Below are 25,955 nucleotides of genomic sequence, written 5' to 3' on the forward strand. Positions count from 1 at the left end.
TCCGCCAAAGAGTTTTTCTATATTATCTGTGTTGAGCCTTGGAGTTCCCTTACTTATAATACTAAACATTTTGTTTTTTATGTACTGGTTATTTCGTGTAAAGAAGCAATTGTTATTGTCTTTAGTGGTATTACTTCTAGGTTTTAACCACATTAATGCTATGTATAAATTTTCTTCATCTAATAACATAGAAGACAAAGAGAATTTTTCAGTTATGTCCTTTAATGTAAGATCGTTTAATAGGTATCAATGGATACCTAATAAAACTATAAAAGAGGATATAATCACATTTATTAAGACAGAGCAACCAGATATATTGTGTTTACAGGAATACCGTACAGGTGATCCAATTAATTTAGAAGGATATTATAACTTTAATGCGTTACCAATAGATAATACCATAAAATGGGGACAAGCTATTTTTTCGAAATTTCCTATTGTAAATTCTGGGTCTTTAGAATTTCCTAATACCTATAACAACGGAATTTTTGTTGATATAGTAAAACAAAAAGATACGATTAGGGTTTATACATTGCATTTGCAATCCTCAGGTATCGATACAGATGTAGAAAAGCTTAAAGAAGAAAAATCTAGTGACTTATTTAAACAAGTAGGTTCAACTTTTAGAGCACAACAGTCACAAGTCGAATTATTTTTAGAGCACAAATCTAAATGCACCTATAAAACAATTGTTACAGGCGACTTTAATAATACAGCCTATTCCTATATATACAAAACAATAAAAGATGATGATTTGAAAGATACTTTTATAGAAGCTGGTAATGGCTTCGGAAGAACTTTCGATTTTAAATTCTTTCCATTACGAATTGATTTTGTCCTATCTCACAAAGGTTTTACTGTAAACGGGTTTAAAAGTTATAATGTAAAATTATCTGATCATTACCCCATAAAAGCGACATTAAAATTACATTAACCAGCAGTCTACAGTATCTGAAATTATATGCGCTACTAAGCCCATTCCAAATAACCGCGTCTTTTTAAAAAACAGCATTAGTAGATAAATACCAATAGCATAATAACTATGTAGTGGATGAAAATTGATACTACAACGGTTAGGTTGAAAAATAGGATTAGCTAAAAGGTGATCTAAATCTATAACAAAGGCCAGTAGCATTATTACATAAGCTTTAACCCAATAGTTCTTGAAAAAAAAGATGGCTACTAGTAATGGTAAACCAAAATGTAAACCATAATGTATACAGAATTGAAGCATAATTATAGGTTTTGAATTTTTAGATAGAAGACCGTATTTGGACCTTCATTAAAAAGAAGATCGAGGATGCTTAGATTAGGAATAAAACCGTGCTTTTCTGTAAAAACTTGCGTGTATGGTTTTAAAGAAGTGATTTCGAAATTTCGATTCACTAAATGTCTATAATTAATTTTATCTTTTGATTCTTTTTCAAACATTTGTGTTTTAGAAGTCTTTAAATTTGTTTGAAGACAGTCTAATAAGATTTCGAAGGCTTTTAAATTAAAGTCCAAAATGTAGTCAAATCGTTTTTCAAACAAAGGCATTAAATCATCAATGTAGTACTCAAAAAATGGAGACATGCGGTATGCAGATTCTAAGGACTTTAAATGCTGAAGTTGCCAATCGTTTTCATTGGCGAGCTTAACATCTTTATAGAGTTGCCTGTTTTTCTGTGTATAACTTACAGGTGCTGTTAAAGCTAGCTTACCATTTGCACCATAAATTTCTGTGCGATTTCTAAGTGTTTGTTTTTGGTAATTATCACAAACTTCCAAATAAACCACATTGGCCTTAATCATAGCTGTAAAATTTGCTATGTTAGGGAAATAGGTGGGATGTATAAGACAACTCATTATGTCTTTGGTTTAGGTAAGCAGATTAAGCTTTAGCTTTCTTTTTCTTTCTCCATCTATTAAAGAAGGTGATTCCTAAAATGAATATTATAAAAGGAATTAAATAAGAGGAACGAGTTCCATCACCACTAACTGTCGTAAACACACGATCCCAACGAATACTCCAATTTTTAATACCATCATTTATACCATCAATACTCATCCAAATAAATACAGGTTTACCAAAGGTGTGATTAAATGGTACAAATCCCCAATATCTACTATCAATAGAATTATGGCGATTATCACCCATCATCCAATAATAGTCTTGTTTAAATGTATAGTCTGTAGCTAATTCATCATCAATAAAAATTTGATTACCTCGTGTCATAACACTATGGCCTTCGTATTCTGATATGGCGCGTTTATAAACAGAAATATTCTCCGGAGTTAAGTTAACAGTTGCTCCTTTTTTAGGAATGTAAAGTGGGCCGAAATAATTAGCATTCCAATCGTAATTTTGATCATGCGGGAATATTCTGTTTTTAGGATCTTTAATGCCTTTCTCATCTGCAGAAAAAGTGATAGAGGCTATGTTAGGATGAAGTACCGCTCTTTTTGCAGCTTCAGGTGTTGTTTGTACAACATAAGAATTTGTTTCATTATTGAAACCTATGCCGTCAGTTATGTCGTATTTTTTAAGGATAGTCTGAATTCTAGCTACATTTTGCTGCGTATTAATTTGAATATTATTAAAAACAATATCATAAGAAAATTGAAGCTTAGCTCTACTAGGTAATTTATTTTGTACACCATTAATAAATACAAGGCCATTTCGTACTTCTAAAGTATCACCTGCAACACCAACACAACGTTTAACTAAATTTGTTTTCTTATCAATAGGTTTGTAATAATTACGATCTGGGTTGAAATTATTCATATCCAACAAGGTATCTGCTGGCTGATTAAAAACTACAATATCATTACGCTCAATAGATTCAAAACCTGGTAATCTTAAATAAGGAAGTTGAAGTTTGTTTTTCCAAGACGTATTACGTTCTTCGAAGTTGTCATTATATAAATATGATTTTATATTTAGTTTCGGAATCGTATCATGTACCATTGGTGTTCCAACAGTCGTCATCGGTGCTCTAGGGCCATAATGTAACTTGCTTACGATTAAAAAATCACCAACTAAAAGTGATTTTTCTAAAGACGACGACGGAATCACAAAAGGTTGAAAGAAATAAGTATGCACAATAGTTGCTGCAACAATAGCAAACAGAATGGACGTAATCCATTCTCCACTAGACGTTTTTGGTTTTAGTTCTCTATTTTGTATATAGTTGACATCAGCAACATAATTTAGATAATAAAGATAGAAGCCCAATGTGACAATGCATAGTAGTGCATCTACTTTAGTATCCTTTCCAAATGCTCTTGCCGTTTCTACCCAAACTGCAGGTGTCATTATAAGATTTACTATTGGTAAAAACATTAAGATAACCCACCACCAAGGGCGCGAAATAATCTTCATTAAAATAACAGCATTGTAAACTGGTACAAATGCTTCCCAAGCTTTTCTACCTGCCTTTATATATAATTTCCATGTGCCTAGGCCATGAATAAGTTGTAAAATCAATAAAAATATAAACCACTGTGTCCAGCTCATAATATGTTGTTTAATCTAGTAGGTTGAAAATTATTTTATTTTGTTTCAATTTTTGGCAAATTAACCAATGTTTAACACATCCTTCATTGTAAAGACCCCTTTTTTGTCTTTAATCCATTCTGCAGCAATAACAGCTCCTAATGCAAATCCTTTTCGACTATGTGCTGTGTGTTTAATACTTATGGTATCAATATCTGACTTATAACTAACTTCATGAGTGCCTGGAAAATTTTCAATACGTTTAGCCTCTATTTGTACTTCATTAGCTTTTGGTTCATCTAATGTCCAGTCCTTATAATTTGTATGCTCAATGATTTGATTTGCTAAAGTGATAGCTGTACCACTTGGTGCATCTAATTTTTGTTTGTGATGAATTTCTTCTATTTCCGTAGAATAGCCATCTAAATTAGCCATGAGTTGACTTAACTTTAAATTGATTTCAAAAAAGATGTTGACTCCTAAGCTAAAGTTGGAAGCATAAAGAAATGTTCCATTTTTAGTTTTACAATAATCAATAATTTCATCATAATCATTTAGCCAACCAGTAGTGCCTGAAATTACAGCAATATTTGCGTCTAAAGCCTTTTTTATATTTTCTACAGCTTTAGATGGTAGGCTAAAATCTATAGCTACATCTGTGTTTGAGAAGTCAAAATTTGAAGTAGAACTCTCTATTTTTAAAGAAATAGTATGCTTACGTTCTAAAGCAATAATCTCAATACTTTTACCCATTTTTCCGTAACCGAGTAATGCAATTCTCATATTAAAATTTAAAATTGAGCGTTAATCCTAAGTCGCCTGTATTCTCCATTTGATTGTATTGATAATGGGGACTTAAACTTAAGTTTTCATCTACATTAAATTGGAGTAGGTGGGCGTCAACATTGGCATCAATAATATTTAAGGCATAAAGACCTATGGTGACCAGCAGTGAAATTTCTTTATTACGTCTAAATTGTTGCTGCGCTCTTATTAACCCATCATCTGAAATTAATGGTGTCTCACCAGGTCCATAAAACTCATCATCTTTAAAACCTGCTAAACGTCTTTTATAAGCACTTCTGTAACGGTCAAACTGTTTATCATTTCTTACATAGAAATACACACCTGTACCAACAGCGCCCAAAGCAAGAGGTATTTTCCAGTATTTTTTATTGTAAGCCTGTCCTAAACCAGGTAAAATGGCAGAATAAAAGGCAGCTTTAGATGGTCTAAGTGGATCAATATCAGCTCTTTTAATTAGTTTGTTGTTGAGTAGTAGTTCTTTATTTTCGCCTAAACTGATTGAATCTTTATCTTTTTGAGAAAACGATAAAGAGACTGAAAATAGACACAGCAAAAGAAAATAAATACTTTTATTTTGCACGTTGTACGAGTTTTTTAATTCTATTAAAATCTTCTTCAGAATGAAACGGAATTGTAATCTTACCACTGCCATTCTTGGCGATTTTAACATCTATTCTATGTCCAAAATAATCTGAAAATTCTTTAATCCCTTTTTTGATATGTTTAGGAACTTCATGTGTTATGATTTTTTCGTCAGTTGAATTGGTGTTAGAACCTAAATTCTTAACAAGTTCTTCCGTAGCTCTTACAGATAGTTTGTTGCTAATTACCTCTTCATAAACACCCAATTGGTTAATTTGACTTTCAATATTAACCATCGCTCTTCCGTGTCCCATGCTTATAAAGCCATCTCGCATTCCGGTTTGTATAATAGGATCGAGTTTTAAAAGCCGTAAATAATTGGCAATAGTAGATCGTTTTTTACCAACACGTTCGCTCATTTGCTCTTGTGTAAGGTTAATTTCATCAATTAAACGTTGGTAGGATAATGCAATCTCAATAGGATCTAAGTCTTGACGTTGAATATTTTCAACCAATGCCATTTCTAACGATTCTTGGTCGTTAGCGATTCGTATATAAGCTGGTATCGCTTCTAGTCCAATTAATTTTGAAGCCCTAAAACGACGTTCACCAGAGACAAGTTGGTATTTATTAAATGCTAATTTTCTAACTGTAATAGGTTGTATAACTCCAAGTTCCCTTATAGATGATGCTAATTCTCTTAACGATTCTTCGTTAAAATTAGTTCTTGGCTGAAAAGGGTTAACCTCAATACTTTCTAAATCGAGTTCAACAATATTACCAACAACTTTATCTGCGTTTTTATCTTCTGCCGAATTAATATCGTTAGCAGGATCTTTCAATAAAGCTGAAAGCCCACGTCCCAACGCTTGTTTTTTTGTTGCCTTTGCCATTATAATTCATTCTTTTTTATGAGCTCTTTGGCTAAACTCAAATAATTAACAGCACCTTTACTACTTACATCATAGTTTATAATACTTTCCCCATAACTAGGGGCTTCACCTAAACGTACGTTTCGTTGAATAATGGTGTCAAAAACCATATCACTAAAGTGTTTTTGCACTTCTTCTACCACTTGGTTAGATAGTCTTAATCTCGAATCGAACATCGTTAGCAGTAAGCCTTCAATGTCTAACGCTGAATTATGTATTTTTTGTACACTTTTAATAGTATTTAACAGTTTTCCTAAACCTTCAAGTGCAAAATATTCGCATTGAATAGGTATAATTACCGAATTGGCTGCAGTTAAAGCGTTTAAAGTTAATAGGCCTAAAGAAGGCGCACAATCAATTATAATATAATCGTATTCAGATTTAAGTTCTGCTATGGCTTTCTTAAGCATGTACTCACGATCTTCTTTGTCTACGAGTTCTATTTCGATAGCAACAAGATCTATGTGTGCAGGTATTATATCTACATTTGGTGCATTAGAAGATACTATGGCATCTTTAGCAGGCTTAGTATGCTCTAATACCTGGTATGAGCCGATTTCAACAGCATCAATATCAATACCTAAACCCGAGCTGGCATTGGCTTGAGGATCAGCGTCTATAAGTAGGACTTTCTTCTCTAGGGCACCTAAAGAAGCAGCTAAATTTATAGAGGTTGTCGTTTTACCAACACCTCCCTTTTGATTAGCAATTGCAATGATTTTACCCATTAAATGATTTGGTTTTTCTAAGGTCTAAATTTACGATTATTTGTGAGTTTAGAAAACTGAAGTTGTTAACATTGATTAAACTAAAAATACCTAATTGATACAAAACTAAAGCAAATAATAAAAACTATTTATTCTTTTTAGCTCTAATCATTTTCTCTAAATCATCCCATTGATTTTCGGTAACTTCAGATAGCATATTAAATTCACCTGCACCTTTTAGCCATTCACCACCATCTAAGGTTACAACTTCACCATTCATATAAGCAGAAAAATCAGAAACTAAATATGCTGCTAAATTTGCTAATTCTTGATGTTCTCCAACACGGTTTAAGGGCACTTTTTTAGCCATATCAAATTTTTCTTGAAGGTCACCAGGCATTAATCGATCCCAAGCACCTTTAGTTGGAAATGGACCTGGAGCAATAGCGTTAAAACGCATGCCGTATTTTGCCCATTCTACAGCTAAACTTCGCGTCATGGCTAACACACCAGCTTTAGCTGCAGCACTTGGTACAACGTAGCCAGAACCTGTCCAAGAATAGGTGGTTACAATATTTAATACGCTCGTATTAGTTTGTTTGGTGTCTATCCAATGTTTTCCGAAAGCTAGAATACAGTTTTTAGTACCTTTTAAGACGATATCAATAATCACATCAAAAGCTCTTGGTGATAAACGTTCTGTTGGTGAAATAAAATTTCCAGCTGCGTTATTTAATAAAACATCAACTTTACCGAATTTCTTTATAACAGCTTCATGCATAGCTTCTACTTCATGAAATTCTCTCACATCACATTGTATTGGTAAGCACATGCCACCAGTCTCAGCTTCTAATTCTAAAGCTGTATCTTTTAGTTTTTCTAAATCACGAGATGTAATAGCTACATTAGCACCAAGTTCTAAGAAATATCTAGTCATGGCTTTACCTAAACCACTTCCTCCACCTGTTACTACAATTGTTTTTCCTTTTAAGGCGCAGTCTCTTAGCATTTTGTTTGTGTGGTTCATGGTAATTTATTTAAGTAGTTTAATAATGTTTTATGAAACTTAGATGCTTAAGAAGCGCTTTTAAAATATAATACTGATAGCGTTTACCGCATCAAATTTTAATCAATCAGTATTTCCAAAATCTTTATAGCAGCCTCACTAATTTTAGTACCAGGTCCAAATACAGCAACTGCCCCAGCATCAAATAAATATTGATAATCTTGTTTAGGGATCACTCCACCAACAATTACCATAATGTCATCTCTGCCATAAGCTTTTAATTCTTCAATAACTTGTGGTACTAAGGTCTTATGACCTGCAGCCAATGACGATACTCCAAGAATATGCACATCATTTTCAACAGCTTGTTTCGCAGCTTCTTTTGGTGTTTGAAATAATGGGCCAATATCTACATCAAAACCAACATCTGCATAACCTGTAGCGACTACTTTAGCACCTCTGTCGTGACCATCTTGTCCCATTTTGGCAATCATAATACGCGGCCTGCGACCATCTTGCTCTGCAAATTGGTCTGCAAGTTCTCTTGCTTTTTGAAAACTCTTATCGTCTTTAATTTCTTTACTATACACTCCTGAAAATGATTTTATTTGTGCTTTGTGTCTACCAAATTCAACTTCTAACGCATCACTTATCTCTCCTAAGGTTGCTCGTTTTCTTGCAGCATCTAATGCTAAAGCTAATAAATTTCCTTTACTTGTTTTAGCTGCTTCTGTTAATTTTAAAAGGGAAGCATTAACAGCATTAGTATCTCGACTTGCTTTAATTTGTTCTAAGCGTTCAATTTGTTGGATTCGTACAGTCTGATTGTCAACTTCGAGTGTAGTGATAGGATCTTCTTCATCTAAAACATATTTGTTAACACCAACGATAATATCTTGATTAGAGTCTATACGTGCTTGCTTTCTGGCTGCAGCTTCTTCAATTCTTAATTTAGGGATTCCTGCTTCAATGGCTTTTGTCATTCCGCCTAATTCCTCAACTTCCTGTATGAGTCCCCATGCTTTTTGAGAAATATCATGTGTCAATTTCTCAACATAATAACTTCCTGCCCAAGGGTCTACAGTTTTTGTGATGTTTGTTTCTTCTTGTAAATAGATTTGGGTGTTTCTTGCTATACGAGCCGAAAAGTCAGTTGGTAGAGCAATGGCTTCATCTAATGCATTGGTGTGTAAACTTTGTGTGCCACCAAAAGCTGCAGCAGACGCTTCTATGCATGTTCTGGCAACATTATTAAAAGGGTCTTGCTCTGTTAAACTCCAACCAGAGGTTTGGCAGTGGGTTCTCAATGCCAATGATTTTTGATTTTTAGGATTAAATTGCTTTACTAATTTTGCCCAAAGCATACGTGCTGCTCGCATTTTGGCAATTTCCATAAAGTGATTCATTCCAATAGCCCAAAAGAAAGATAGGCGAGGAGCAAAGGTGTCTATATCCATGCCAGCATCTAAACCTTTACGTATATATTCTAAACCATCAGCTAAGGTGTAAGCCAATTCTATATCGCAAGTTGCACCTGCTTCTTGCATATGATAGCCAGAAATACTAATACTATTGAATTTAGGCATATGCTTACTCGTATATTGAAAAATATCAGATATAATTTTCATTGAAGGTGTGGGTGGATAGATGTAGGTGTTACGTACCATAAACTCTTTAAGGATATCATTTTGAATGGTTCCAGCGAGTTGTTCTGGTTTTACTCCTTGTTCTTCTGCAGCAACAATATAGAATGCCATAATTGGTAATACGGCACCATTCATAGTCATTGATACTGACATCTTATCTAGTGGAATCTGGTCAAAAAGTATTTTCATATCCTCAACCGAGTCAATAGCAACACCTGCTTTACCAACATCACCAACCACACGCTCGTGATCTGAATCATAGCCTCTATGTGTAGCTAAATCGAATGCAACAGATAACCCTTTCTGACCTGCATCTAAATTACGTCTGTAAAATGCATTGCTTTCTTCCGCAGTTGAAAAACCTGCATATTGTCTAATCGTCCAAGGTCGTCTTACATACATTGTAGAGTAAGGTCCACGAAGGTTAGGAGCAATACCTGCAACAAAGTTGAGATGCTCTAAATCTTTAATATCCTCTTTAGAATATGTTGACTTTACGTTTATATCCTCAGCGGTTAAGAAGTCTTTTTCTCCTTGGTACTTCGCGTTTCGCGCTTTGTGCTTTAATGTTATATGTTGAAATTTTTTTCTACTCATTACAGTATCATTTTTTCTAAAAATTGATCAAAACTGGCTTCAAATGGTGCCATAAGGTTAATTAGGACAGTTTTATTATTTGAAGAAATATAATAGGGATGTTTAAAACCTTGCTTTTGCTTTTTGGTTTCCGTTATTTTGAAGATGGCTTTGAATATTTGTGTATTGCCATTATCGTTATGTTTAGCAGTAATTTTTTTATATTCTAAATCCGTTTGTAGAGCTAATTGTTCTTGGCTTTGTCTAACGATACCCAAAATAAATTTAGCATCTTGTCTCGTTATGGGTAGGTAAGGAATTGTATTAAGTGTGTTAGTCGCATTTGTAGTTTTATCGAAATAGATGTAATGATTATCTTCTAATTCTCTCATGTACTTTAGACGAGTTCGTTCAATTTTCATGTCTTTATTGTGAACAACTATAGAATCTAAAACTCTTAAATATTCTATCATAGAATATCTTTTAAATGTTGTCGGTAAAAATAATTTTATGCCATCATCGCCAAGAAAATGTGTTTCACCATCAACCTTATTAATGTCCGTTATTTGTGTCCAATCTGTAATTTCATTGGCAACATCTAGGCAAGAGATGAGACTTAGTAAAAAAACAATCAAAACAACTACTATAGGCTTTCTCAATACCATGCATTATTCTTTATTTAACCTATTGATTTCCAAATTTTCAGCTAATCTTTTCTCTAGTATGGGTTCAATTATGGTTTTGCGCTTTTCAATTTTCATAAAAGGACTTATTTCTAAGTCATTTTTCATTCTATCTGCTAAATTTGGGTGTTTATTTGTGCCTAATAAGATTAGTTTTTCAGCATCAAAATCTGCTTGTTCTTTGGCAGCACTTTCTTTAATTTTTCTTTGAATTGTTCCTTCTTTAAGCTGCTGTAAAAAGCCTCCATTAGCTTCAATATCTTTGAATAATTCTAAGGCTTTTACTGAGAGTTGCTCTGTTATATTTTCAATATAATAAGATCCATTTGCAGGATTATTTACTTTATCAAAATAGCTTTCATGTTTTAATACGAGTAGTTGATTTCTTGATATACGATCTCCAAATTCATTCTGATTATGATACAAAACATCATAAGGTAAATTGCAAATTGTGTTTGCGCCACCAAGAACTGCACTCATACATTCTGTGGTTGTACGTAACATATTTACATTATAATCGTAAATGGTTTTATTGCGTTTGCTAGGTATTGCGATTATTCGACATTCTTTATTAACTCCGTATTCTGAAGCTAGCGTTGTCCATAAATTCTGTAATGCTTTTAATTTGGCGATTTCAAAAAAGTAGTTTGAGCCTATTGCCACGTTGAATGTTATTTTTAGTACCTGCTTTGCTTCGCTTGCAATGCTGTTGTCAAAATTATTTAAATACTCATTCGCATGTGCTAAAGAGTAGGCAAGCTGCTGTATCATCGTTGCACCAGCATTTTGATATAACGACAGATCAACACTAAATTGATTTGTAGATTTAACAATAGCTTCAAACTTCTGGTGATCTTCTTTTAGGTTTGTAAACCAATTACCTGTTCTGGCTAGGTTTCCTATAATGTCTGTTTGAAAGCAGCTATGAGATTGCATGGGTTTGCTTGCAATGACTGTATTTATTTTTTTAACAAAACCTTCCGAAAGGAAATTACATTTAATTGCGATAGGTATTAATTCTATATCAATATTTTGAAATAAATCTTCAATAGAAATAGTTTCAGAATGAATAGTAAAAAGAATACTTTCAGCACCACGATTAATAGCGTCTAAAGCTTTTAAATTAGCATCTTTAGCGCCTAAAACATTAATGGCTTGGCAAATTTTCCAATCTGTGGCTTTATTATTTGAAGTTTCTGGTAAAGTTTTAAGTTCATCAGCATGGTAAAAAGGTTTTACATCAATACCTTCATTGTTTCTCCAAATAAGCGTCTCATTGTAATCTGCACCTTTCAAATCTACTTGAATCTTTTGTTTCCAGGCTTTTGAAGACACCTCTTCGAACTCGTTAAATAAGGTTTTACTCATCTTGCTTTTGTTTTGCGATACTGTCTTCGTATTCTATAATAAATATCTCTTCGTCTTGTTTTTTCATATAGTAGGTTTCCCTTGCTGTGCGTTCAATACCTTCTTCTGTGCTTAATGCTTTTATGGCTTTATTATCTTTTGCCATTTCATTTCTGTAATGCTCTTTTTGGTATTCTAATTCATCAATATCCGAATTTAATTCGTGATGAAACAACCAAGAATGTGCATCAAAGAAAAGCATCCAAACCAGAAAGACAACAAGAACCAACAGGTAAATGTTTTTAAAAGGTTTTAGATATTTAGATTTTAAGTTTATCATTATAAACGTTCGTTGATTATAGTCTTAACGATATCTACAGCAACCGTGTTGTATTTATTATTCGGAATTATAATATCGGCATATTCTTTCATAGGCTCGATAAATTGTTGATGCATTGGTTTTAGTGTTGTTTGGTATCTGCTTAATACTTCATTTATATCGCGACCACGCTCTGTAATATCTCGCTTTAAACGACGGATTAAGCGTTCGTCGGAATCTGCATGGACAAATATTTTAATATCAAACAAATCTCTGATTTCTGCATGAGACAGAATTAAAATCCCCTCAACAATCATAACTTTTCTTGGTTTTGTAATGATGATATCTCCAGTTCGGTTATGTTTTACAAATGAATAAACGGGTTGGTTTATGGATTTGCTTTCTTTTAGGTCTTTAAGGTGTTGTTCTAATAATTCAAAATCAATAGAACGCGGATGATCAAAGTTAATTTTTACGCGTTCTTCGTAGCTGAGATGAGACGTGTCTTTGTAGTAAGAATCTTGAGAAATTACACCAACTTCACCTTCTGGTAATTCATTAATAATGGTATTAACTACGGTTGTTTTTCCGCAACCTGTGCCACCTGCAATTCCTATAATAAGCATTTTTTGATTTTGATTTAGTTCTGAATCTACAAATTTAATTATTTAAGTAGTAAAGCCGGTCTACAGTTTAGAAACTTTCTCTGATGTTACAAAATTATCAATTTTATTTCCCCAACTGTTATTAATATAATTCATTACATCTGCAACCTCTTTATCCGATAGACCTAAAGAAGCCATAACACTATTATAGGTTAAGTCGTTAACAACTATTTTTCCAGACATACCATTTTTAACAGCTTTAATACTTTCTACTTGATTTTTTCTTAAATAATCTGAATCTGCTAAAGGTGGAAATGCTCTTGGTACTCCTTTTCCGTTTGGCATATGGCAGCTGATACAAAAGTTATTGTAAATAGACTTTCCTTCAGTAATACTCGCTTTTAGTTTTGGATCCGTTTTAGTCTCTGACTCATTCTTCGAACTATAATTCGCTTTATTTTTAGTCTCGTTAGAATTACAAGACGTTATCAGAAGTAAAAGGGCAATACATTTTATTAGTCTCATCATTTCCTTATCAATTTTATAATTCCTAGATTTTCAATTCCTACGTAAATATAACCATCTGGACCCTGTTCTATGCATCTAACCCTGCCTAACCCATTTAGCAAACGCTCTTCTTTAATTACTTTATTGTTTTTGAGTGAGCACATGTCTAAATATTGGAACTTTAACGAACCAACTAACAGATTACCATTCCAATCTCCATATTTATTACTGTCAATAAATGCCATGCCACTTGGTGCAATTGATGGATTCCAATAGTGAAGTGGTTCTTCCATGCCTTCTTTTTCTGTGATATCTGTAAATTTAGTGCCAATATAATTTACACCATAACTAATTACTGGCCAACCGTAGTTTTTACCTGCTTTTATAATATTGATTTCATCTCCACCTTTTGGACCATGCTCATGTGTCCAGATTTCCTTTGTTTTAGGATGTAGTGTCATACCTTGAGGATTCCTATGTCCATAGGAGTATATCGCTTTTTTTGCTTTTGGAGAATCAACAAATGGATTATCTGAAGGTATAGAGCCGTCAGCATTGAGACGATAAACTTTACCACAATCTTTAGTAATATCTTGAGGGTTGATATCCCGTTCTCCACGCTCTCCAATTGTAAAAAACAAATAACCTTCTCTATCAAAAACTAAACGTGAGCCAAAATGCTGTCCTTTTTTGGTATTTGGTGTTGCTTTGTACAATACTTCTAAATCAGTAATACGACTTCCTTTTAATTTTGCTCTAGCAATAGCTGTATTTCCTCCATCACCTTCACCTTCTGAGGATGCGTAAGAGAAATAAAACCAACCATTTTCTTTATAGTTTGGATGAAGTATAATATCTAATAATCCACCTTGGCCACGTAAATATATATCTGGTAATCCTGTAATCTTAGTTTTCTTACCATTTTTAAAATGAATAAGTTCACCAGATTTTTCAGTTATTAGCATGGAGCCATCTGGAAGAAAAGTAAATCCCCAAGGAATATTTAAATCAGAGACTACGATTTTATAGCTATTATCCTTATTTGTAGGGTTCTTATCTTGAGCGCATGTTAGGATACATATGAGTATTAAACATAGAAATGTAAGACGTAATTTCATACTTAAATTAATAAATAAAAGTTTAGATTTTAAAGTTATAGAATTGTTATTAGATAAAGAAGAAAAACTATATATTTGCAGTCCGAAATCGGTAAACCAAAATTCGGGGTGTAGCGTAGCCCGGTTATCGCGCCACGTTTGGGACGTGGAGGCCGCAGGTTCGAATCCTGCCACCCCGACCACAATAAAAAAGCTCAGCATATGCTGAGCTTTTTTTATGTTTTACAGGTTATTGATAAAGTGAATAGTTGAATAATTACTGTTAATAACTTCTATGTAAGGATTTGCTCAAAAAACCTACTTTTGTGAGGTAATAAAACATAAGATATGTCTGATACAATTGAAAAAGTAAAATGCTTAATAATAGGTTCTGGACCTGCTGGTTATACAGCTGCAGTTTATGCTGCTAGGGCCAATATGTTTCCTGTGTTATACCAAGGGACACAACCTGGTGGACAATTAACAACAACAAATGATGTTGAGAATTTCCCAGGCTATCCAGATGGTGTAACTGGACCAGAAATGATGATTCAATTACAAAAGCAAGCGGAGCGTTTTGGAACTGACGTTCGTCATGGTTGGATTACTAAAGTTGACTTTTCTGGAGATATTCATAAAGTTTGGGTAAATGATGAAAAAGAAATCCATGCTTCAACTATTATCATTTCTACTGGAGCATCAGCAAAATATTTAGGATTACCATCTGAACAGAAATATTTAAAATTAGGAGGTGGAGTGTCTGCATGCGCGGTTTGTGATGGTTTCTTTTACAGAAACCAGGAAGTTGTAATTGTAGGTGCTGGTGATTCTGCTTGTGAAGAAGCGCACTACTTGTCTAAACTTTGTAAGAAAGTAACTATGTTGGTTCGACGTGATGAATTTAGAGCATCTAAAATTATGTCTACTCGTGTTAAGAATACTGAGAATATCGAAATTTTGTTTAATACAGAAACTGATGAGGTTCTTGGTGACGGACAAGTTGTAACTGGTGTAAGAGTTGTTAATAATAAAACTAATGAAAAGCAGGATATTGCCGCAACAGGGTTTTTCGTAGCTATTGGTCATAAACCAAATACAGATATTTTTAAAGGTTATTTAAATTTAGACGAAACGGGCTATATAATTAATGCAGTACCAGGGACGAGTAAAACAAATGTCGAAGGCGTATTTGTTAGTGGAGATGCTGCAGATCATGTTTACAGGCAAGCTATTACTGCTGCTGGTACAGGTTGTATGGCGGCTCTAGATGCAGAACGTTACTTAGCCGCTAAAGATTCAACGTTTGAGGTGGTAACATCTACTTATAATTAGAGTGTAATTTATATATAAACAACAAAGCCGAAGTTTTAAACTTCGGCTTTGTTGTTTATAATAGTTAAGACTCTAGCGTTTCTTCTTTTGAAGTTTTGCTGTATCATCAAATTTTACAATTGTAATCGCTGGACTTCCAAAAAGGTAAATTTCGCTGTTGCCTGAAGCTTTAATGTTTATACTTTCGTTTACAGAAATAGTACAATCACTATTATCTTCTAATGTAATGTTTGCAGTTTTTGTATCAAATTTGCCACCATTAAAGTTTGCAGAATTGTCTAATCTAATTGTAGAGCTCGTTGAAGTACCTTCAATAGAAGCATCTGAGCGCAGATACAAATCAAAATTAGTTACTTTACTATTTATTAAGCCATCTAGTTTGCTATAGTCGCTAAGTTCAATTTTTGTAGAATCTGCGGTTAGATTTAATCGCGCTTTAGATTTCCCTGAACTTTTATATAAAAATGTTTGCGCTTTTATATTTAAGTATGCTCTAGAATTGTCTGAAGTCGTTAATAAGACATCACCAAGTTCCATAGAGGTTAATGATCTTATTTCTCCATCACCTTTGGTTTCAATATTTTTTAAAGCATCACCATAATTTACTGTTATGGTTAATTTCTTTTTTGAAGTAATGCGCATGGTTTCAATAAACGTTAAAACGCCATCAAGGACTTCAAATTTAATGACATCATGTAAGTTGTCATCAGTTTCAATATTTACTGATGGTTTACTGTTGTAAACGATTTCTATAGAAAAATCACCAGCAACAACAATAGTTTCAAAATCATCTATATAAGTCTGTTTAATGGTTACATTTCTATCTCCTTTAATTTTCTCGACGGCTTGTGCAGATACTGTTGGTATAGCAACCATTAAAAAAATTAGTATAAGTAGTATTCTTTTCATGTGTTATATCTATTAAACTTTAAATAAGACACAAGTACTAGATTTGGTCACTTTAAAGCTATAAAACAAATATATACAAAAACCATCCCAAACTCTATATAGAATTTAAAATGGCTCTGAATACTGAGATAAATCAGTACAATTTGATTGATTGGTTTTTGATAATTAAATGAAAATTTAACTATCTATATAAAAGATTGATTGATTTATTGTTTTTGCACACTACCAGCAGAATTATCGGATTTAATGACCTTTTTAGGGTTGCCAGAATATCTTATATCCCCTCCACTTGTTGCTCTAGCTGTTAATTCTTTAGACGTATTTATATAAATGTCTGCACCACTTGTTGCTTTAACATCAGATTTTTCTGCGCTCAAATTCCGCGCATCAATATCACTACCACTAGTTGCTGAAGCCATTAGAATTTTTGTAGTTCCTCTAACAGTTATATCACTTCCGCTTGTAGAATCACAGTCTAGTTTTGTAGTTTCTACGTCTAATTCAATATCTGCACCACTCGTGGAGCTTAGTATTAGTTCTTCAGTTTTAATAGTGTTAGTAGAGTAGACATCACTTCCGCTTGTTGCTTTTATTGAAGAAAGATCAGTAATATTAAGTATGATTTTCTTTGATGTTGCTCTTCTAATATTCTCGGATGTATATATGCTTAGAACACCATTTTTAACTTCAGTCATAATAATATCATGAAGGTTTTCGTCAGCTTCTAAACTTAATGATACAGTGTTAGACTGAGTTATGTAAAGGTCTAAACCTTGACTTATTTTTATAGAGTTAAAGTCGCTAGAGATATTACGCTCTGCGCTGACAACATTTCTGTTACCATCGATGCCTTCTCCTAAATTCATTGAAAAATTACAGGATAGCATTAGTATGCTAATAATACTAGTAATAATAATTCTGATTAATGTACTCATGATTTTTGATTTTTAGTGATACTGAAACTAGTTCAGCACAGGTTGATTTAATTTTGATTGATGAATTATCTTACAAAGATGTGTTAGATTTTAGCTGTTTTAAATTTAAAACTATCGAACTGTTAAATTTTTAGTTTCAATTGTCATTAACTTCGATATCTACTCCATCTTCGTTAATTTTAAGACTAACATCTGGTTTATCTTCAATAGAAGTAGGATTGTTATCAGAGGTTTCAATAATCTCGATTTCTTCTTCAATGGTGTAAATTTCCTCTTCAATTTCCTCTTCAATTTCCTCTTCAATTTCTTCTATACAACTAAGACATTCTACATCATCTTTAATGACTTTTAAATAATTTCCATCTTTAATATTTGATAAAATACTATTGTAATTGTTATAACTTCTTCTTTGGTATTTATTTGTGTTTTTATTAGGATACAGTATGGTACCTTCTGGTAAATAAACAATCACTCTTACTTCTTGGTCACTATATTTATTTTTAGCATCTGTGGTATGATAAGCTTCAAGCTGTAATTCATTATTAGAAAAAGTGTAGTTATAATTTATATTCTCAGCACGTTCTTTAGCACTATTATAATTACTACCACTAGCTTCTTTAACGATTGTGATTTTAGCTACGGAATCTGTAGTAGAATAAACGATAAGTTTTATGTCTGATGATACGATGCTACGACCTTTATCATCTTCAAATAATTTAAAATTATTATTATCGCTGTAATAGTAATTATTGTAGCGGTCAAAACCTGCCATGCTGATTTTTAGAGTGTCGTTGGCTTTTATATTTAGTTCATTTTTTGAAATAACTTCGGCATCAAATGCATGTTCTGTTGCTTGTTTAACTCCTATGATTATTAGACCAATAATAGCCATTAGCCATACTCCTAATAATGTAAATTTAGCAACGTTACCAATAGACTTTAAGTTATTTACTAATATTTTAAGCCCTAAGTAAAAGACAAAGAAAAAAGGAATACCAATGGCGAAAAATAATAACATAGACATTAACCACATTGGTATATGTGCTGCATTTGCCGCGTCAATAAAATTGATTGGTGGAAAATGTACAGCATCAGTTATGCCTATGGTAAAGAATGCTACGATTAGGCTTAGCAAAGTGCTAATGCCAACAATTATTAGGATAATACCAATAAACTTAGCGATTACTTTTAAAAAGAACATTAATAGACCTCCAATAGAATCAAAAAAGGTTTGCGAACTCGATTTTAGTCGGCTGCTTTGTTTTTGAAAATCTACACTTTTTACCGTGTCGGATATGTTATCTGATACATGATCAAAACTCTCTTTTAGTTTATCTCCATGTTTTTTTAAATCGACATTTTTTACTTTTTCTGAAACAGTATCAATCCCATCTTTAATTTTTTTTTCGATGTTACTGATATTTACAGCGTCGCCAGTCATGGTTAGTTTTTCTGCTGTAGTCTTTGCTTCTGGTACTAAAGCCCAGAAAATAAGATATATTAAGATAAATGTACCACCAGAGCCTATACCAAGTAATAGCCAGATTAAACGTGTCCAGATAGATTCTATACCTAAATAGTGGCTTAAGCCAGCAGCAACACCTCCTATGTAAGAGTTGTCTGTATCTCTATATAATTTCTTAGACGGATTAGAACTCGGTCTTTGTCTCTGTCTTGGTTGCGGTTCATCTTCAAAGATTTCATCATCTACTAAGTAATCTTCTGGTTGTCCCATTATGGTGATTACCTCGTCAACTAACTTTACGCCAACAACTTGTTTTTCGTTTTGTATGCGTTCTGTAAATAGTTCTGCGATACGTGCTTCTATATCTGAGATGATTTCAGATTGACCTTGAGAGTCTGTAAATGAACGTTTTATAGCCTCAAGATAGCGCTGTAACTTTAGATATGCATTTTCATCGATATGAAAAAATATACCTGCTAAATTTATATTGACTGTTTTATTCATTTCTTTGTTGTTTTTGTACTTGTTACTAGATTTACGGCATTTTGTAGTTCACTCCAAGTCGTGTTTAATTCTTTTAGAAATAGCTTTCCTGTCTCTGTAAGACCATAATATTTTCTTGGCGGTCCAGATGTAGATTCTTCCCAACGGTAATTGAGTAATCCAGCATTTTTTAACCTTGTTAATAGTGGGTATATGGTTCCTTCTACAACAAGCATTTTTGCGTCTTTTAGTGTGCCAAGAATTTCTGCGACATAAGCATCTTCATCTTTTAAGACTGATAAAATGCAATACTCCAGAACACCTTTACGCATTTGTGCTTTTGTGTTTTCTATTTTCATGTGTGCGTCTTTAATTCGATTAAACTGTTCATTTTTTGATTGATTTGATTATTGATGAAAATTCGATTTTACTTTAAAAAATTGATGGTCAATGGGTATTTATAAACTTTTCCATCCCTTGCCGATAAACTTGCGCGCACTATGAGTGCGAGTTCTATTATAAATGCAATTACAGCTAAGGCTCCTAAGCCACCTCCAATGTATAATAGAGGAGAAGGTTGACCTACATTAATATGAAAGTCATGAAACCCATTAAAATTTAAAACATCCATATTTCTAAGTAACTTAAAAATGAAAAATGGTACACTTATAGTTCCAATAATAATTGCATAAAGCAATACACTAATTTGAAAGTTAATGGCTTGTTTGCCATGCTGATCTATAAATTCTGATTTATCTTTATTTGCTGCCCATAAAACTATTGGGCCAATGAAATTACCAAAAGGAATTACAAATCTCGAAAAGGTCGAAAGGTGTATAAATGTGGCTAAATTTTTATGATGATTATCTAACATATTTAAAAGTATATAATAGTTGTTTATACAAATATATGTCTTTAAAAAGGTATTATGTTACGCATAGTACTAAATATTAACATTTAATTAACATTAGTTCACCTTGAATATTTGAATTATTTTAGTGAAATTATATACAACATACATGAACATAACTCCATCTAAACTCAATAAATTTCTAATGTTTAAGCTGCCTGCAGCATACTTTACAGGTGTAAGAACAAAACATTTAGATAACACATCTTGTATTGTATCTGTAAAACACCGTTGGATAAATCAGAATCCATTTAATTCTATGTTCTGGGCAGTACAAGGCATGGCAGCTGAGTTAGCTACTGGTGCTTTGGTAATGAAAAAAATAAAAGAAAGCGGAAAAAAAACATCGATGTTGGTCGTAACTAATAATGCTTCTTTTACCAAAAAGGCAACAGGAAGAATTACTTTTAAATGTGAAGACGGTTTAAAAATTGATGAAGCAATGAACAAGGCTATTGAAACCGGAGAAGGCCAAACGGTTTGGTTAAATGCTAATGGGTTAAATTCAGATGGAGTACAAGTGTCTTCTTTTAATTTTGAATGGACGCTAAAAGTTAAAGTGTAACGTCATTGCGAGGACGAAGGAAGCGGTAATCTCATTAATGGACGATAGAATTTTTCAGTCACAGTCACAGTTTTTAGTGTTGGAATTTCAAATTTAGTATTGATAATTTTAAAAAGTTGTAACAAAATCAAGTTTTGTTCAACATATAAATGAATCAATCTTAAAACAACAACTTTAATATTATGGAAAAAATACCCGATTTTACAGACAGAAATGCACATGAAATAGATTACCGTATTTACGGTGAGGAGATGCAATACGTAGAAATAGAGTTAGATCCGCAAGAAGGAGTTATTGCAGAATCTGGGAGTTTTATGATGATGGATGATGGGATTAAAATGGATACTATTTTTGGTGACGGCTCACAAAAAGACACAGGTTTCTTAGGTAAAATATTAGGAGCAGGAAAACGTATCCTTACAGGTGAGAGTTTATTTATGACGGCTTTCTATAACGACCTCACCGGAAAACGAAATGTGTCTTTCGCATCTCCTTATCCAGGTAAAATTATACCTATTGACTTAAATGAATTTGGCGGAAAGTTTATTTGCCAGAAAGACGCATTTTTATGTGCTGCCAAAGGAGTAAGTATTGGTGTTGAGTTTTCTAAGAAATTGGGTCGTGGTCTTTTTGGAGGTGAAGGTTTTATTATGCAAAAGTTAGAAGGTGATGGTATGGCATTTGTACACGCAGGAGGAACTACAGCTGTAAAGACATTAGCTGCTGGTGAAATATTACGTGTAGACACAGGTTGTATCATTGGTTTTACACAAGGCATCGATTACGATATAGAATTTATAGGAGGTATTAAGAATTCTATTTTCGGTGGCGAAGGTTTATTCTTTGCAAAGCTTCAAGGTCCAGGAAAAGTTTACATACAATCCTTACCATTTAGCAGATTAGCTAGTCGTATTTTAGCGTCAGTTCCTAGAGCTGGTAAATCTAAAGGTGAAGGAAGTATTCTTGGCGGTTTAGGTGATTTGTTAGATGGTGATAATAGGTTTTAAAATTAAATTTATTTAATATTTTGTTAATCAGTAGCTTACGTTTTAAGGATCTCTATTTAGTTTATTTGAAATTCAACATGTTATTTTACTTTTAACATAAAAAGCTGTTAAACTTCATTATGGCATTTGTTTTTTGTCTAATTTAGAGAAGTAATTGAAACATTAGCCTATATAGAAAATCTACTTTTTTTAATCTTAAAATTTAAAACTTTACTATGGCAAGAGCAATGTATGAGTACACTAAGACTGTACTAAGCAAAGTTAGTTTTGATACGACATTATTTTGCAAGGAAGTGCAAAAAGCAGTAAGACGATTACTGCCTCACGAACTTGAAGATTTAAGAATTTATATTCAGTCCCTAATTAATCAAAACCCAGAATTAAATCAATGTTTAATATATTTAAAAGCATAAAAAAAAGCGACTCATTTGTCGCTTTTTTTTTATTTGGGTAAAGGACTCACAATTTCTACATTTTGAAAAGCTATTGCACCGCGTATAATTCCAGAAATAACATTATGCATAGCGTCTATAATTTGCATTTTTAGCTCACTTTTATGATAAATGATACTGACTTCTCTGGCAGGTGAAGGTTCTTTAAAGTGTCTTAGATTAGGACTTAATTTTTCCTTTATATCTAATGTGTGTAAATAGGGTAGAAGCGTCATTCCCATGCCTTCGTTAGAGAGTTTTATTAAGGTTTCTATACTGCCACTTTCTAGCTGAAACGTTTCATCTACTTGATCTTTAAAAGTCTTACATAGATTTATAACACCATCTCTAAAACAGTGACCATCCTCAAGTAAAAGCATATCCTCAATATCTAAATCTGAGACTTCAATAGTCTTATAATCTTTTAATCTGTGATTATCTGGTATATATGCAACAAATGGCTCATAGTACAATACACGTTCTTTAATATTATCACTTTCTAAGGGAGTTGCTGCGATCGCTGCATCTAAATGACCATCATTAATTCGTGTTAATATCTCTTGGGTAGTTAACTCTTCAATTTTTAACTTCACTTTTGGATATTTTTTAATGAAGCTTTTTAGAAACATTGGTAATAGGGTTGGCATAACGGTCGGGATGATACCTAATCTAAATTCACCACCTATAAATCCTTTTTGCTGATCTACAATATCTTTTATGCGGTCTGCTTCGTTAACAATGTTACGCGCTTGGTATACAATCTTACGACCAACTTCTGTAAGTTCAATAGGTTTTTTACCTCTGTCAAAAATAATTATATCTAATTCATCTTCAAGCTTTTGTATTTGTGTACTAAGTGTAGGTTGTGTTACGAAACACTTTTCTGCTGCTTTGGTGAAATTTTTATGTTCAGCTATCGCTAAAGCGTATTTCAATTGTGTGATTGTCATAGTGCATTCATTTAGGCTATAAAAGTATTAAAACTATTCATGAAAACTATAGTAAATTTGGGTTAATTGAACTGTAACTTTGAATAAATAAAAATAATAGATTATGACACTAAATAGTATAGGATTAGATACAAAAAAAACAAAGGCCTTAGCTGATGATTTAAATCAGTTACTAGCTAATTTTCAACTCTACTATCAGAATTTAAGAGGTATACATTGGAATATTAAAGGACGTGGCTTTTTTGACTTACATGTAAAGTTTGAAGAACTATATACGGATGCTAATACAAAAGTAGATGCTATAGCTGAGCGTATATTAACGCTAGGCGAAACACCGCTGCATACTTTTGATGATTATATTAAAGCAGCAAAAGTACCAGTAGGTAAAAATATCTCTAAAGATGAAAATGCTGTGCAACTTATTGTAGAATCATTATCAGAATTACTGAAAGTTGAAAGAGCCATTCTAAATACTTCTGATGAAGCTAATGATGAAGGGACTAACTCAATGATGAGCGATTTTATTACTGAGCAAGAAAAAACAGTTTGGATGATGAAGGCTTGGTTAGGAGAAACAGTTTAATTTTTGAAGTTAATTTTATAGATAAAAAAAACCTTCAGAATTTAATCTGAAGGTTTTTTAATAAATAAACTTAACTTTTAATATGTGTCTAAAATAATTTTTAAATCTTTAAGACTTATATTAATCGCAACCAGATTCTATATTCCAGAATGTAGAGCTTACAACGATCAAAATTGGTGTATCACAATAAAATGACCATTCATCACTAAAGTTTTCTGAGTCCATAATTATGATAGCCGTTAATGTGCCGTTCACATTAGTTAGACTCCAAGTTCCTGAAGTAACGGCGCTATTGTTTAAACTTACTGTTACTGTGCCATCAGATGAAAACACATACGTATATACCTGATTATTTACCGTTGCAAACCATATTTGGCATTCTACTAATGCAGATGCAACTGCGTCTTCAGAACAATCACTAGGGTTATTATCATCTTCACAATTAACGACATTGTTTTCAGTAAAACCTTCACAAATTGCGTAACACATATTTGTAAAAACTTCAATAACAGTTTCACCTGCTTCATTTGTGTATTGAATACAAACTAAATCAACTGGTGTGTTTTCGCACTCTTCGCACTCACCTCCACCATCAATATCACCATAACAATCTTCTAGTATTGTTTCTATGTCTTCTGGTGTATTTATTGTAATTACCTCTTCATTATCTAGTGTTACAGTAAAAGGATAAACAAAATCAAAGTCATATACATCATATAATGAATTGCCTAATTCTTCCTGAGAATTAATTAATACTGTATCTCCATTAATAATAATTGATAATGGGTAGTTAAGCGTGAAACATTCTGTACTGCCAGAATAATAATCATCTTCACAAGTATCAACAAAATCATTTTCAGTAAAACCATCGCACTCTGCATAACAAGCATTTGGATAAGTTACTGTAAAAATTTCGCCATTAGGATCTGTTATTTCTACACAAACAGGATCAAAAACTTCAAAACATTCACAAACCTCAATATCATCAAAACCACAGTTTTCTACTAAGCTTACAAATTCATCTTCATTGTTTATTGTAACTATTTCAATTGTATTGCTGTTTTCACTGTAAGTTTCTACATCAAAAGGAAATGCAATACCATTAATAAATAAATTTTCATTAGAACCTAATATTATATTCACTAAGCCTCCTAAACCATCAACAGTTACTGTTGAACCATTGTTGTAAGACAATGTTAACGGATAAACAAAGTCAAAACAAAAGTCAAAGACAATATTACCAGCAGGGTTATTAGTTGTAGTAAAGTTACCAGTTTGGTTAAATTGTTGACTTAATTCATTTAAAGATTTTGTGATTGAGGCGCTTTCTTCTGTAGTTTGTTGCTCATCTATCACAGCTTCTTCATTGGTACAAGATGTAAATACCATTAAAGCCATAAATAAACTAAAGAGTGTAAATTTTAAATTCTTCATTTTTGTAATTTTTTATGTGGTTAAAACTAGTTATTGGGTTAATCAGTAGTAAGACAACTCACAATTTAAAAACCCTACTTTTTTAACAAGATTTTTTTTTCATAGTTTTGAGTCTTCAATTAATAAAAGCGTAATGTCAAAAGATAACCGTAATATTTGTAACTCAAAAACCTTTGAGTTTATTTATAAAACCTATGCAAAAGACATAAGGCGTTTTCTTTTTTTTAAAACTCAAGATATAGATGCAGCCGAAGATTTATTACAGAACACGTTTATTAAACTTTGGGATAATTGTAGTAAGGTAGATTATAATAAAATAAAAAGTTACACCTATACTGTTGCTAATAATTTATTTTTAAATGAGAAGAAACACGAAAAAGTTGTAAAAAACTATAGTGACTCAAATAAAAAAGAAAGTACTAACGAATCACCAGAATTTATTTTACTAGAAAAAGAGTTTATGGAAAAGTTAGAACGGACTATTTCTAATCTGCCAGAGAAACAACGCGAAGTATTTTTATTGAATAGAATTGAAAATAAAAAATATAAAGAGATAGCAGAACTACTCGATATATCAGTAAAGGCAGTAGAAAAAAGAATGCATCAGGCTTTAGTTGTAATGCGAAAAGAAATAGGTAATGTATAATTTTACTATTTTA

Annotated in this window: 29 protein-coding genes and 1 tRNA gene; 8 read left to right on the top strand and 22 right to left on the bottom strand. The window is 32.6% G+C overall.

Annotated features, from left to right (window positions below; all coding sequences use genetic code 11):
• The first annotated feature begins 79 nt into the window (after positions 1 to 79).
• Positions 80 to 934 (top strand): endonuclease/exonuclease/phosphatase family protein, encoded by an 855-nt coding sequence (locus B2U95_RS03125; RefSeq protein ID WP_339614141.1) that lies wholly within the window; start codon positions 80 to 82, stop codon positions 932 to 934.
• Here B2U95_RS03125 and B2U95_RS03130 read toward each other — a convergent pair.
• The 15 genes from B2U95_RS03130 to B2U95_RS03200 form a co-directional block, all read right to left on the bottom strand.
• On the bottom strand, positions 926 to 1,234 hold the full coding sequence (locus B2U95_RS03130; protein WP_296312706.1) for a DUF6122 family protein: 309 nt from the start codon (positions 1,232 to 1,234) through the stop codon (positions 926 to 928). The genes B2U95_RS03125 and B2U95_RS03130 overlap by 9 nt on opposite strands.
• 2 nt (positions 1,235 to 1,236) lie before the next feature.
• The gene (locus B2U95_RS03135) at positions 1,237 to 1,848 is read right to left on the bottom strand and encodes a WbqC family protein (protein ID WP_296312708.1); all 612 of its coding nucleotides are present in this window, start codon (positions 1,846 to 1,848) and stop codon (positions 1,237 to 1,239) included.
• A 25-nt stretch (positions 1,849 to 1,873) separates the two neighbouring features.
• Positions 1,874 to 3,499, bottom strand: coding sequence for a signal peptidase I (gene lepB / locus B2U95_RS03140; RefSeq protein WP_296312710.1), 1,626 nt, complete (start codon positions 3,497 to 3,499; stop codon positions 1,874 to 1,876).
• Between the two features lie 60 nt (positions 3,500 to 3,559).
• Positions 3,560 to 4,261, bottom strand: coding sequence for a 4-hydroxy-tetrahydrodipicolinate reductase (dapB, locus tag B2U95_RS03145; RefSeq protein WP_296312712.1), 702 nt, complete (start codon positions 4,259 to 4,261; stop codon positions 3,560 to 3,562).
• Position 4,262: 1 nt separating this feature from the next.
• A complete protein-coding gene (locus B2U95_RS03150) occupies positions 4,263 to 4,865 on the bottom strand; it encodes a DUF5683 domain-containing protein (protein WP_296312714.1) in 603 nt (200 codons plus the stop codon).
• Positions 4,855 to 5,760: a ParB/RepB/Spo0J family partition protein gene (locus tag B2U95_RS03155; RefSeq protein WP_296312716.1), complete on the bottom strand. Its 906-nt coding sequence runs from the start codon at positions 5,758 to 5,760 to the stop codon at positions 4,855 to 4,857. The genes B2U95_RS03150 and B2U95_RS03155 overlap by 11 nt, the downstream gene beginning before the upstream one ends.
• Complete coding sequence (locus B2U95_RS03160) at positions 5,760 to 6,527, bottom strand: ParA family protein (protein WP_296312718.1); 768 nt, start codon at positions 6,525 to 6,527, stop codon at positions 5,760 to 5,762. Before B2U95_RS03160 ends, B2U95_RS03155 begins: the two co-directional genes overlap by 1 nt.
• Positions 6,528 to 6,651: 124 nt before the next feature.
• Positions 6,652 to 7,533 carry an SDR family oxidoreductase gene (locus B2U95_RS03165; protein WP_296312720.1) on the bottom strand — a complete coding sequence of 294 codons (882 nt, stop codon included), beginning with the start codon at positions 7,531 to 7,533 and terminating at the stop codon, positions 6,652 to 6,654.
• 98 nt (positions 7,534 to 7,631) lie between these two features.
• The gene (scpA, locus tag B2U95_RS03170) at positions 7,632 to 9,755 is read right to left on the bottom strand and encodes a methylmalonyl-CoA mutase (RefSeq protein WP_296312722.1); all 2,124 of its coding nucleotides are present in this window, start codon (positions 9,753 to 9,755) and stop codon (positions 7,632 to 7,634) included.
• Positions 9,755 to 10,399, bottom strand: coding sequence for a hypothetical protein (locus tag B2U95_RS03175; RefSeq protein ID WP_296312723.1), 645 nt, complete (start codon positions 10,397 to 10,399; stop codon positions 9,755 to 9,757). Before B2U95_RS03175 ends, scpA begins: the two co-directional genes overlap by 1 nt.
• 3 nt (positions 10,400 to 10,402) lie before the next feature.
• Positions 10,403 to 11,785 (bottom strand): methylmalonyl-CoA mutase subunit beta, encoded by a 1,383-nt coding sequence (locus B2U95_RS03180; RefSeq protein WP_296312724.1) that lies wholly within the window; start codon positions 11,783 to 11,785, stop codon positions 10,403 to 10,405.
• The gene (locus tag B2U95_RS03185) at positions 11,778 to 12,104 is read right to left on the bottom strand and encodes an FtsB family cell division protein (protein ID WP_296312725.1); all 327 of its coding nucleotides are present in this window, start codon (positions 12,102 to 12,104) and stop codon (positions 11,778 to 11,780) included. The genes B2U95_RS03180 and B2U95_RS03185 overlap by 8 nt, the downstream gene beginning before the upstream one ends.
• Positions 12,104 to 12,709 (bottom strand): uridine kinase, encoded by a 606-nt coding sequence (gene udk / locus B2U95_RS03190; RefSeq protein WP_296312726.1) that lies wholly within the window; start codon positions 12,707 to 12,709, stop codon positions 12,104 to 12,106. Before udk ends, B2U95_RS03185 begins: the two co-directional genes overlap by 1 nt.
• Before the next feature lie 60 nt (positions 12,710 to 12,769).
• A complete protein-coding gene (locus tag B2U95_RS03195; RefSeq protein ID WP_296312727.1) occupies positions 12,770 to 13,216 on the bottom strand; it encodes a c-type cytochrome in 447 nt (148 codons plus the stop codon).
• Positions 13,213 to 14,313: a PQQ-dependent sugar dehydrogenase gene (locus tag B2U95_RS03200; RefSeq protein WP_296312729.1), complete on the bottom strand. Its 1,101-nt coding sequence runs from the start codon at positions 14,311 to 14,313 to the stop codon at positions 13,213 to 13,215. The genes B2U95_RS03195 and B2U95_RS03200 overlap by 4 nt, the downstream gene beginning before the upstream one ends.
• 104 nt (positions 14,314 to 14,417) lie before the next feature.
• Between B2U95_RS03200 and B2U95_RS03205 the strand changes: the two genes are divergently transcribed.
• Together B2U95_RS03205 and trxB are read left to right on the top strand one after the other, a co-directional pair.
• Positions 14,418 to 14,495: transfer RNA gene (locus B2U95_RS03205), tRNA-Pro, on the top strand.
• A gap of 145 nt (positions 14,496 to 14,640) precedes the next feature.
• Complete coding sequence (trxB, locus tag B2U95_RS03210) at positions 14,641 to 15,624, top strand: thioredoxin-disulfide reductase (protein ID WP_296312730.1); 984 nt, start codon at positions 14,641 to 14,643, stop codon at positions 15,622 to 15,624.
• Between the two features lie 72 nt (positions 15,625 to 15,696).
• On the opposite strand, the gene B2U95_RS03215 is transcribed toward trxB, so the two are convergent.
• From B2U95_RS03215 to B2U95_RS03235, 5 genes are all read right to left on the bottom strand, one after another.
• The gene (locus B2U95_RS03215; protein ID WP_296312733.1) at positions 15,697 to 16,533 is read right to left on the bottom strand and encodes a GIN domain-containing protein; all 837 of its coding nucleotides are present in this window, start codon (positions 16,531 to 16,533) and stop codon (positions 15,697 to 15,699) included.
• 206 nt (positions 16,534 to 16,739) lie between these two features.
• Positions 16,740 to 17,468, bottom strand: a complete 729-nt coding sequence (locus B2U95_RS03220; protein ID WP_296312735.1) for a head GIN domain-containing protein — start codon at positions 17,466 to 17,468, stop codon at positions 16,740 to 16,742.
• 136 nt (positions 17,469 to 17,604) lie between these two features.
• On the bottom strand, positions 17,605 to 19,437 hold the full coding sequence (locus B2U95_RS03225; protein ID WP_296312738.1) for a PspC domain-containing protein: 1,833 nt from the start codon (positions 19,435 to 19,437) through the stop codon (positions 17,605 to 17,607).
• Entirely contained in the window at positions 19,434 to 19,775 is a 342-nt protein-coding gene (locus B2U95_RS03230; RefSeq protein ID WP_296312740.1) for a PadR family transcriptional regulator, read from the bottom strand. The genes B2U95_RS03225 and B2U95_RS03230 overlap by 4 nt, the downstream gene beginning before the upstream one ends.
• Positions 19,776 to 19,843: 68 nt before the next feature.
• Positions 19,844 to 20,290, bottom strand: coding sequence for a DUF4870 domain-containing protein (locus B2U95_RS03235; protein ID WP_296312742.1), 447 nt, complete (start codon positions 20,288 to 20,290; stop codon positions 19,844 to 19,846).
• A gap of 145 nt (positions 20,291 to 20,435) precedes the next feature.
• Between B2U95_RS03235 and B2U95_RS03240 the strand changes: the two genes are divergently transcribed.
• The 3 genes from B2U95_RS03240 (at position 20,436) to B2U95_RS03250 (ending at position 22,311) form a co-directional block, all read left to right on the top strand.
• Positions 20,436 to 20,891 carry a DUF4442 domain-containing protein gene (locus tag B2U95_RS03240; RefSeq protein WP_296312744.1) on the top strand — a complete coding sequence of 152 codons (456 nt, stop codon included), beginning with the start codon at positions 20,436 to 20,438 and terminating at the stop codon, positions 20,889 to 20,891.
• 182 nt (positions 20,892 to 21,073) lie between these two features.
• Positions 21,074 to 21,898 carry a TIGR00266 family protein gene (locus tag B2U95_RS03245; RefSeq protein ID WP_296312746.1) on the top strand — a complete coding sequence of 275 codons (825 nt, stop codon included), beginning with the start codon at positions 21,074 to 21,076 and terminating at the stop codon, positions 21,896 to 21,898.
• 215 nt (positions 21,899 to 22,113) lie between these two features.
• Positions 22,114 to 22,311: a hypothetical protein gene (locus B2U95_RS03250; protein ID WP_296312748.1), complete on the top strand. Its 198-nt coding sequence runs from the start codon at positions 22,114 to 22,116 to the stop codon at positions 22,309 to 22,311.
• A gap of 29 nt (positions 22,312 to 22,340) precedes the next feature.
• Here B2U95_RS03250 and B2U95_RS03255 read toward each other — a convergent pair whose 3' ends face one another.
• Positions 22,341 to 23,279: a LysR substrate-binding domain-containing protein gene (locus tag B2U95_RS03255; RefSeq protein ID WP_296312750.1), complete on the bottom strand. Its 939-nt coding sequence runs from the start codon at positions 23,277 to 23,279 to the stop codon at positions 22,341 to 22,343.
• Positions 23,280 to 23,382: 103 nt separating this feature from the next.
• Here B2U95_RS03255 and B2U95_RS03260 point away from each other — a divergent pair, with 103 nt between their 5' ends.
• On the top strand, positions 23,383 to 23,862 hold the full coding sequence (locus B2U95_RS03260; RefSeq protein ID WP_296312752.1) for a Dps family protein: 480 nt from the start codon (positions 23,383 to 23,385) through the stop codon (positions 23,860 to 23,862).
• Between the two features lie 120 nt (positions 23,863 to 23,982).
• Here B2U95_RS03260 and B2U95_RS03265 read toward each other — a convergent pair whose 3' ends face one another.
• A complete protein-coding gene (locus B2U95_RS03265) occupies positions 23,983 to 25,296 on the bottom strand; it encodes a hypothetical protein (RefSeq protein WP_296312755.1) in 1,314 nt (437 codons plus the stop codon).
• A 133-nt stretch (positions 25,297 to 25,429) separates the two neighbouring features.
• On the opposite strand from B2U95_RS03265, the gene B2U95_RS03270 reads away from it, so the two are divergent.
• The gene (locus B2U95_RS03270) at positions 25,430 to 25,942 is read left to right on the top strand and encodes an RNA polymerase sigma factor (protein ID WP_296312757.1); all 513 of its coding nucleotides are present in this window, start codon (positions 25,430 to 25,432) and stop codon (positions 25,940 to 25,942) included.
• The last annotated feature ends 13 nt before the right edge of the window (positions 25,943 to 25,955 follow it).

The sequence above is a fragment of the Winogradskyella sp. UBA3174 genome (genome assembly GCF_002364335.1).
Taxonomy (GTDB): domain Bacteria; phylum Bacteroidota; class Bacteroidia; order Flavobacteriales; family Flavobacteriaceae; genus Winogradskyella.

What these genes read in the sequence shown, in the direction of transcription:
- B2U95_RS03125 (WP_339614141.1), top strand. Translation starts at nt 80, where the DNA reads ATGTACTGGTTATTTCGTGTAAAGAAGCAATTGTTATTGTCTTTAGTG.
- B2U95_RS03130 (WP_296312706.1), bottom strand. Translation starts at nt 1,234, where the DNA reads ATGCTTCAATTCTGTATACATTATGGTTTACATTTTGGTTTACCATTA.
- B2U95_RS03135 (WP_296312708.1), bottom strand. Translation starts at nt 1,848, where the DNA reads ATGAGTTGTCTTATACATCCCACCTATTTCCCTAACATAGCAAATTTT.
- lepB (WP_296312710.1), bottom strand. Translation starts at nt 3,499, where the DNA reads ATGAGCTGGACACAGTGGTTTATATTTTTATTGATTTTACAACTTATT.
- dapB (WP_296312712.1), bottom strand. Translation starts at nt 4,261, where the DNA reads ATGAGAATTGCATTACTCGGTTACGGAAAAATGGGTAAAAGTATTGAG.
- B2U95_RS03155 (WP_296312716.1), bottom strand. Translation starts at nt 5,760, where the DNA reads ATGGCAAAGGCAACAAAAAAACAAGCGTTGGGACGTGGGCTTTCAGCT.
- B2U95_RS03160 (WP_296312718.1), bottom strand. Translation starts at nt 6,527, where the DNA reads ATGGGTAAAATCATTGCAATTGCTAATCAAAAGGGAGGTGTTGGTAAA.
- B2U95_RS03165 (WP_296312720.1), bottom strand. Translation starts at nt 7,533, where the DNA reads ATGAACCACACAAACAAAATGCTAAGAGACTGCGCCTTAAAAGGAAAA.
- scpA (WP_296312722.1), bottom strand. Translation starts at nt 9,755, where the DNA reads ATGAGTAGAAAAAAATTTCAACATATAACATTAAAGCACAAAGCGCGA.
- B2U95_RS03175 (WP_296312723.1), bottom strand. Translation starts at nt 10,399, where the DNA reads ATGGTATTGAGAAAGCCTATAGTAGTTGTTTTGATTGTTTTTTTACTA.
- B2U95_RS03180 (WP_296312724.1), bottom strand. Translation starts at nt 11,785, where the DNA reads ATGAGTAAAACCTTATTTAACGAGTTCGAAGAGGTGTCTTCAAAAGCC.
- B2U95_RS03185 (WP_296312725.1), bottom strand. Translation starts at nt 12,104, where the DNA reads ATGATAAACTTAAAATCTAAATATCTAAAACCTTTTAAAAACATTTAC.
- udk (WP_296312726.1), bottom strand. Translation starts at nt 12,709, where the DNA reads ATGCTTATTATAGGAATTGCAGGTGGCACAGGTTGCGGAAAAACAACC.
- B2U95_RS03195 (WP_296312727.1), bottom strand. Translation starts at nt 13,216, where the DNA reads ATGATGAGACTAATAAAATGTATTGCCCTTTTACTTCTGATAACGTCT.
- B2U95_RS03200 (WP_296312729.1), bottom strand. Translation starts at nt 14,313, where the DNA reads ATGAAATTACGTCTTACATTTCTATGTTTAATACTCATATGTATCCTA.
- trxB (WP_296312730.1), top strand. Translation starts at nt 14,641, where the DNA reads ATGTCTGATACAATTGAAAAAGTAAAATGCTTAATAATAGGTTCTGGA.
- B2U95_RS03215 (WP_296312733.1), bottom strand. Translation starts at nt 16,533, where the DNA reads ATGAAAAGAATACTACTTATACTAATTTTTTTAATGGTTGCTATACCA.
- B2U95_RS03220 (WP_296312735.1), bottom strand. Translation starts at nt 17,468, where the DNA reads ATGAGTACATTAATCAGAATTATTATTACTAGTATTATTAGCATACTA.
- B2U95_RS03225 (WP_296312738.1), bottom strand. Translation starts at nt 19,437, where the DNA reads ATGAATAAAACAGTCAATATAAATTTAGCAGGTATATTTTTTCATATC.
- B2U95_RS03230 (WP_296312740.1), bottom strand. Translation starts at nt 19,775, where the DNA reads ATGAAAATAGAAAACACAAAAGCACAAATGCGTAAAGGTGTTCTGGAG.
- B2U95_RS03235 (WP_296312742.1), bottom strand. Translation starts at nt 20,290, where the DNA reads ATGTTAGATAATCATCATAAAAATTTAGCCACATTTATACACCTTTCG.
- B2U95_RS03240 (WP_296312744.1), top strand. Translation starts at nt 20,436, where the DNA reads ATGAACATAACTCCATCTAAACTCAATAAATTTCTAATGTTTAAGCTG.
- B2U95_RS03245 (WP_296312746.1), top strand. Translation starts at nt 21,074, where the DNA reads ATGGAAAAAATACCCGATTTTACAGACAGAAATGCACATGAAATAGAT.
- B2U95_RS03250 (WP_296312748.1), top strand. Translation starts at nt 22,114, where the DNA reads ATGGCAAGAGCAATGTATGAGTACACTAAGACTGTACTAAGCAAAGTT.
- B2U95_RS03255 (WP_296312750.1), bottom strand. Translation starts at nt 23,279, where the DNA reads ATGACAATCACACAATTGAAATACGCTTTAGCGATAGCTGAACATAAA.
- B2U95_RS03260 (WP_296312752.1), top strand. Translation starts at nt 23,383, where the DNA reads ATGACACTAAATAGTATAGGATTAGATACAAAAAAAACAAAGGCCTTA.
- B2U95_RS03265 (WP_296312755.1), bottom strand. Translation starts at nt 25,296, where the DNA reads ATGAAGAATTTAAAATTTACACTCTTTAGTTTATTTATGGCTTTAATG.
- B2U95_RS03270 (WP_296312757.1), top strand. Translation starts at nt 25,430, where the DNA reads ATGTCAAAAGATAACCGTAATATTTGTAACTCAAAAACCTTTGAGTTT.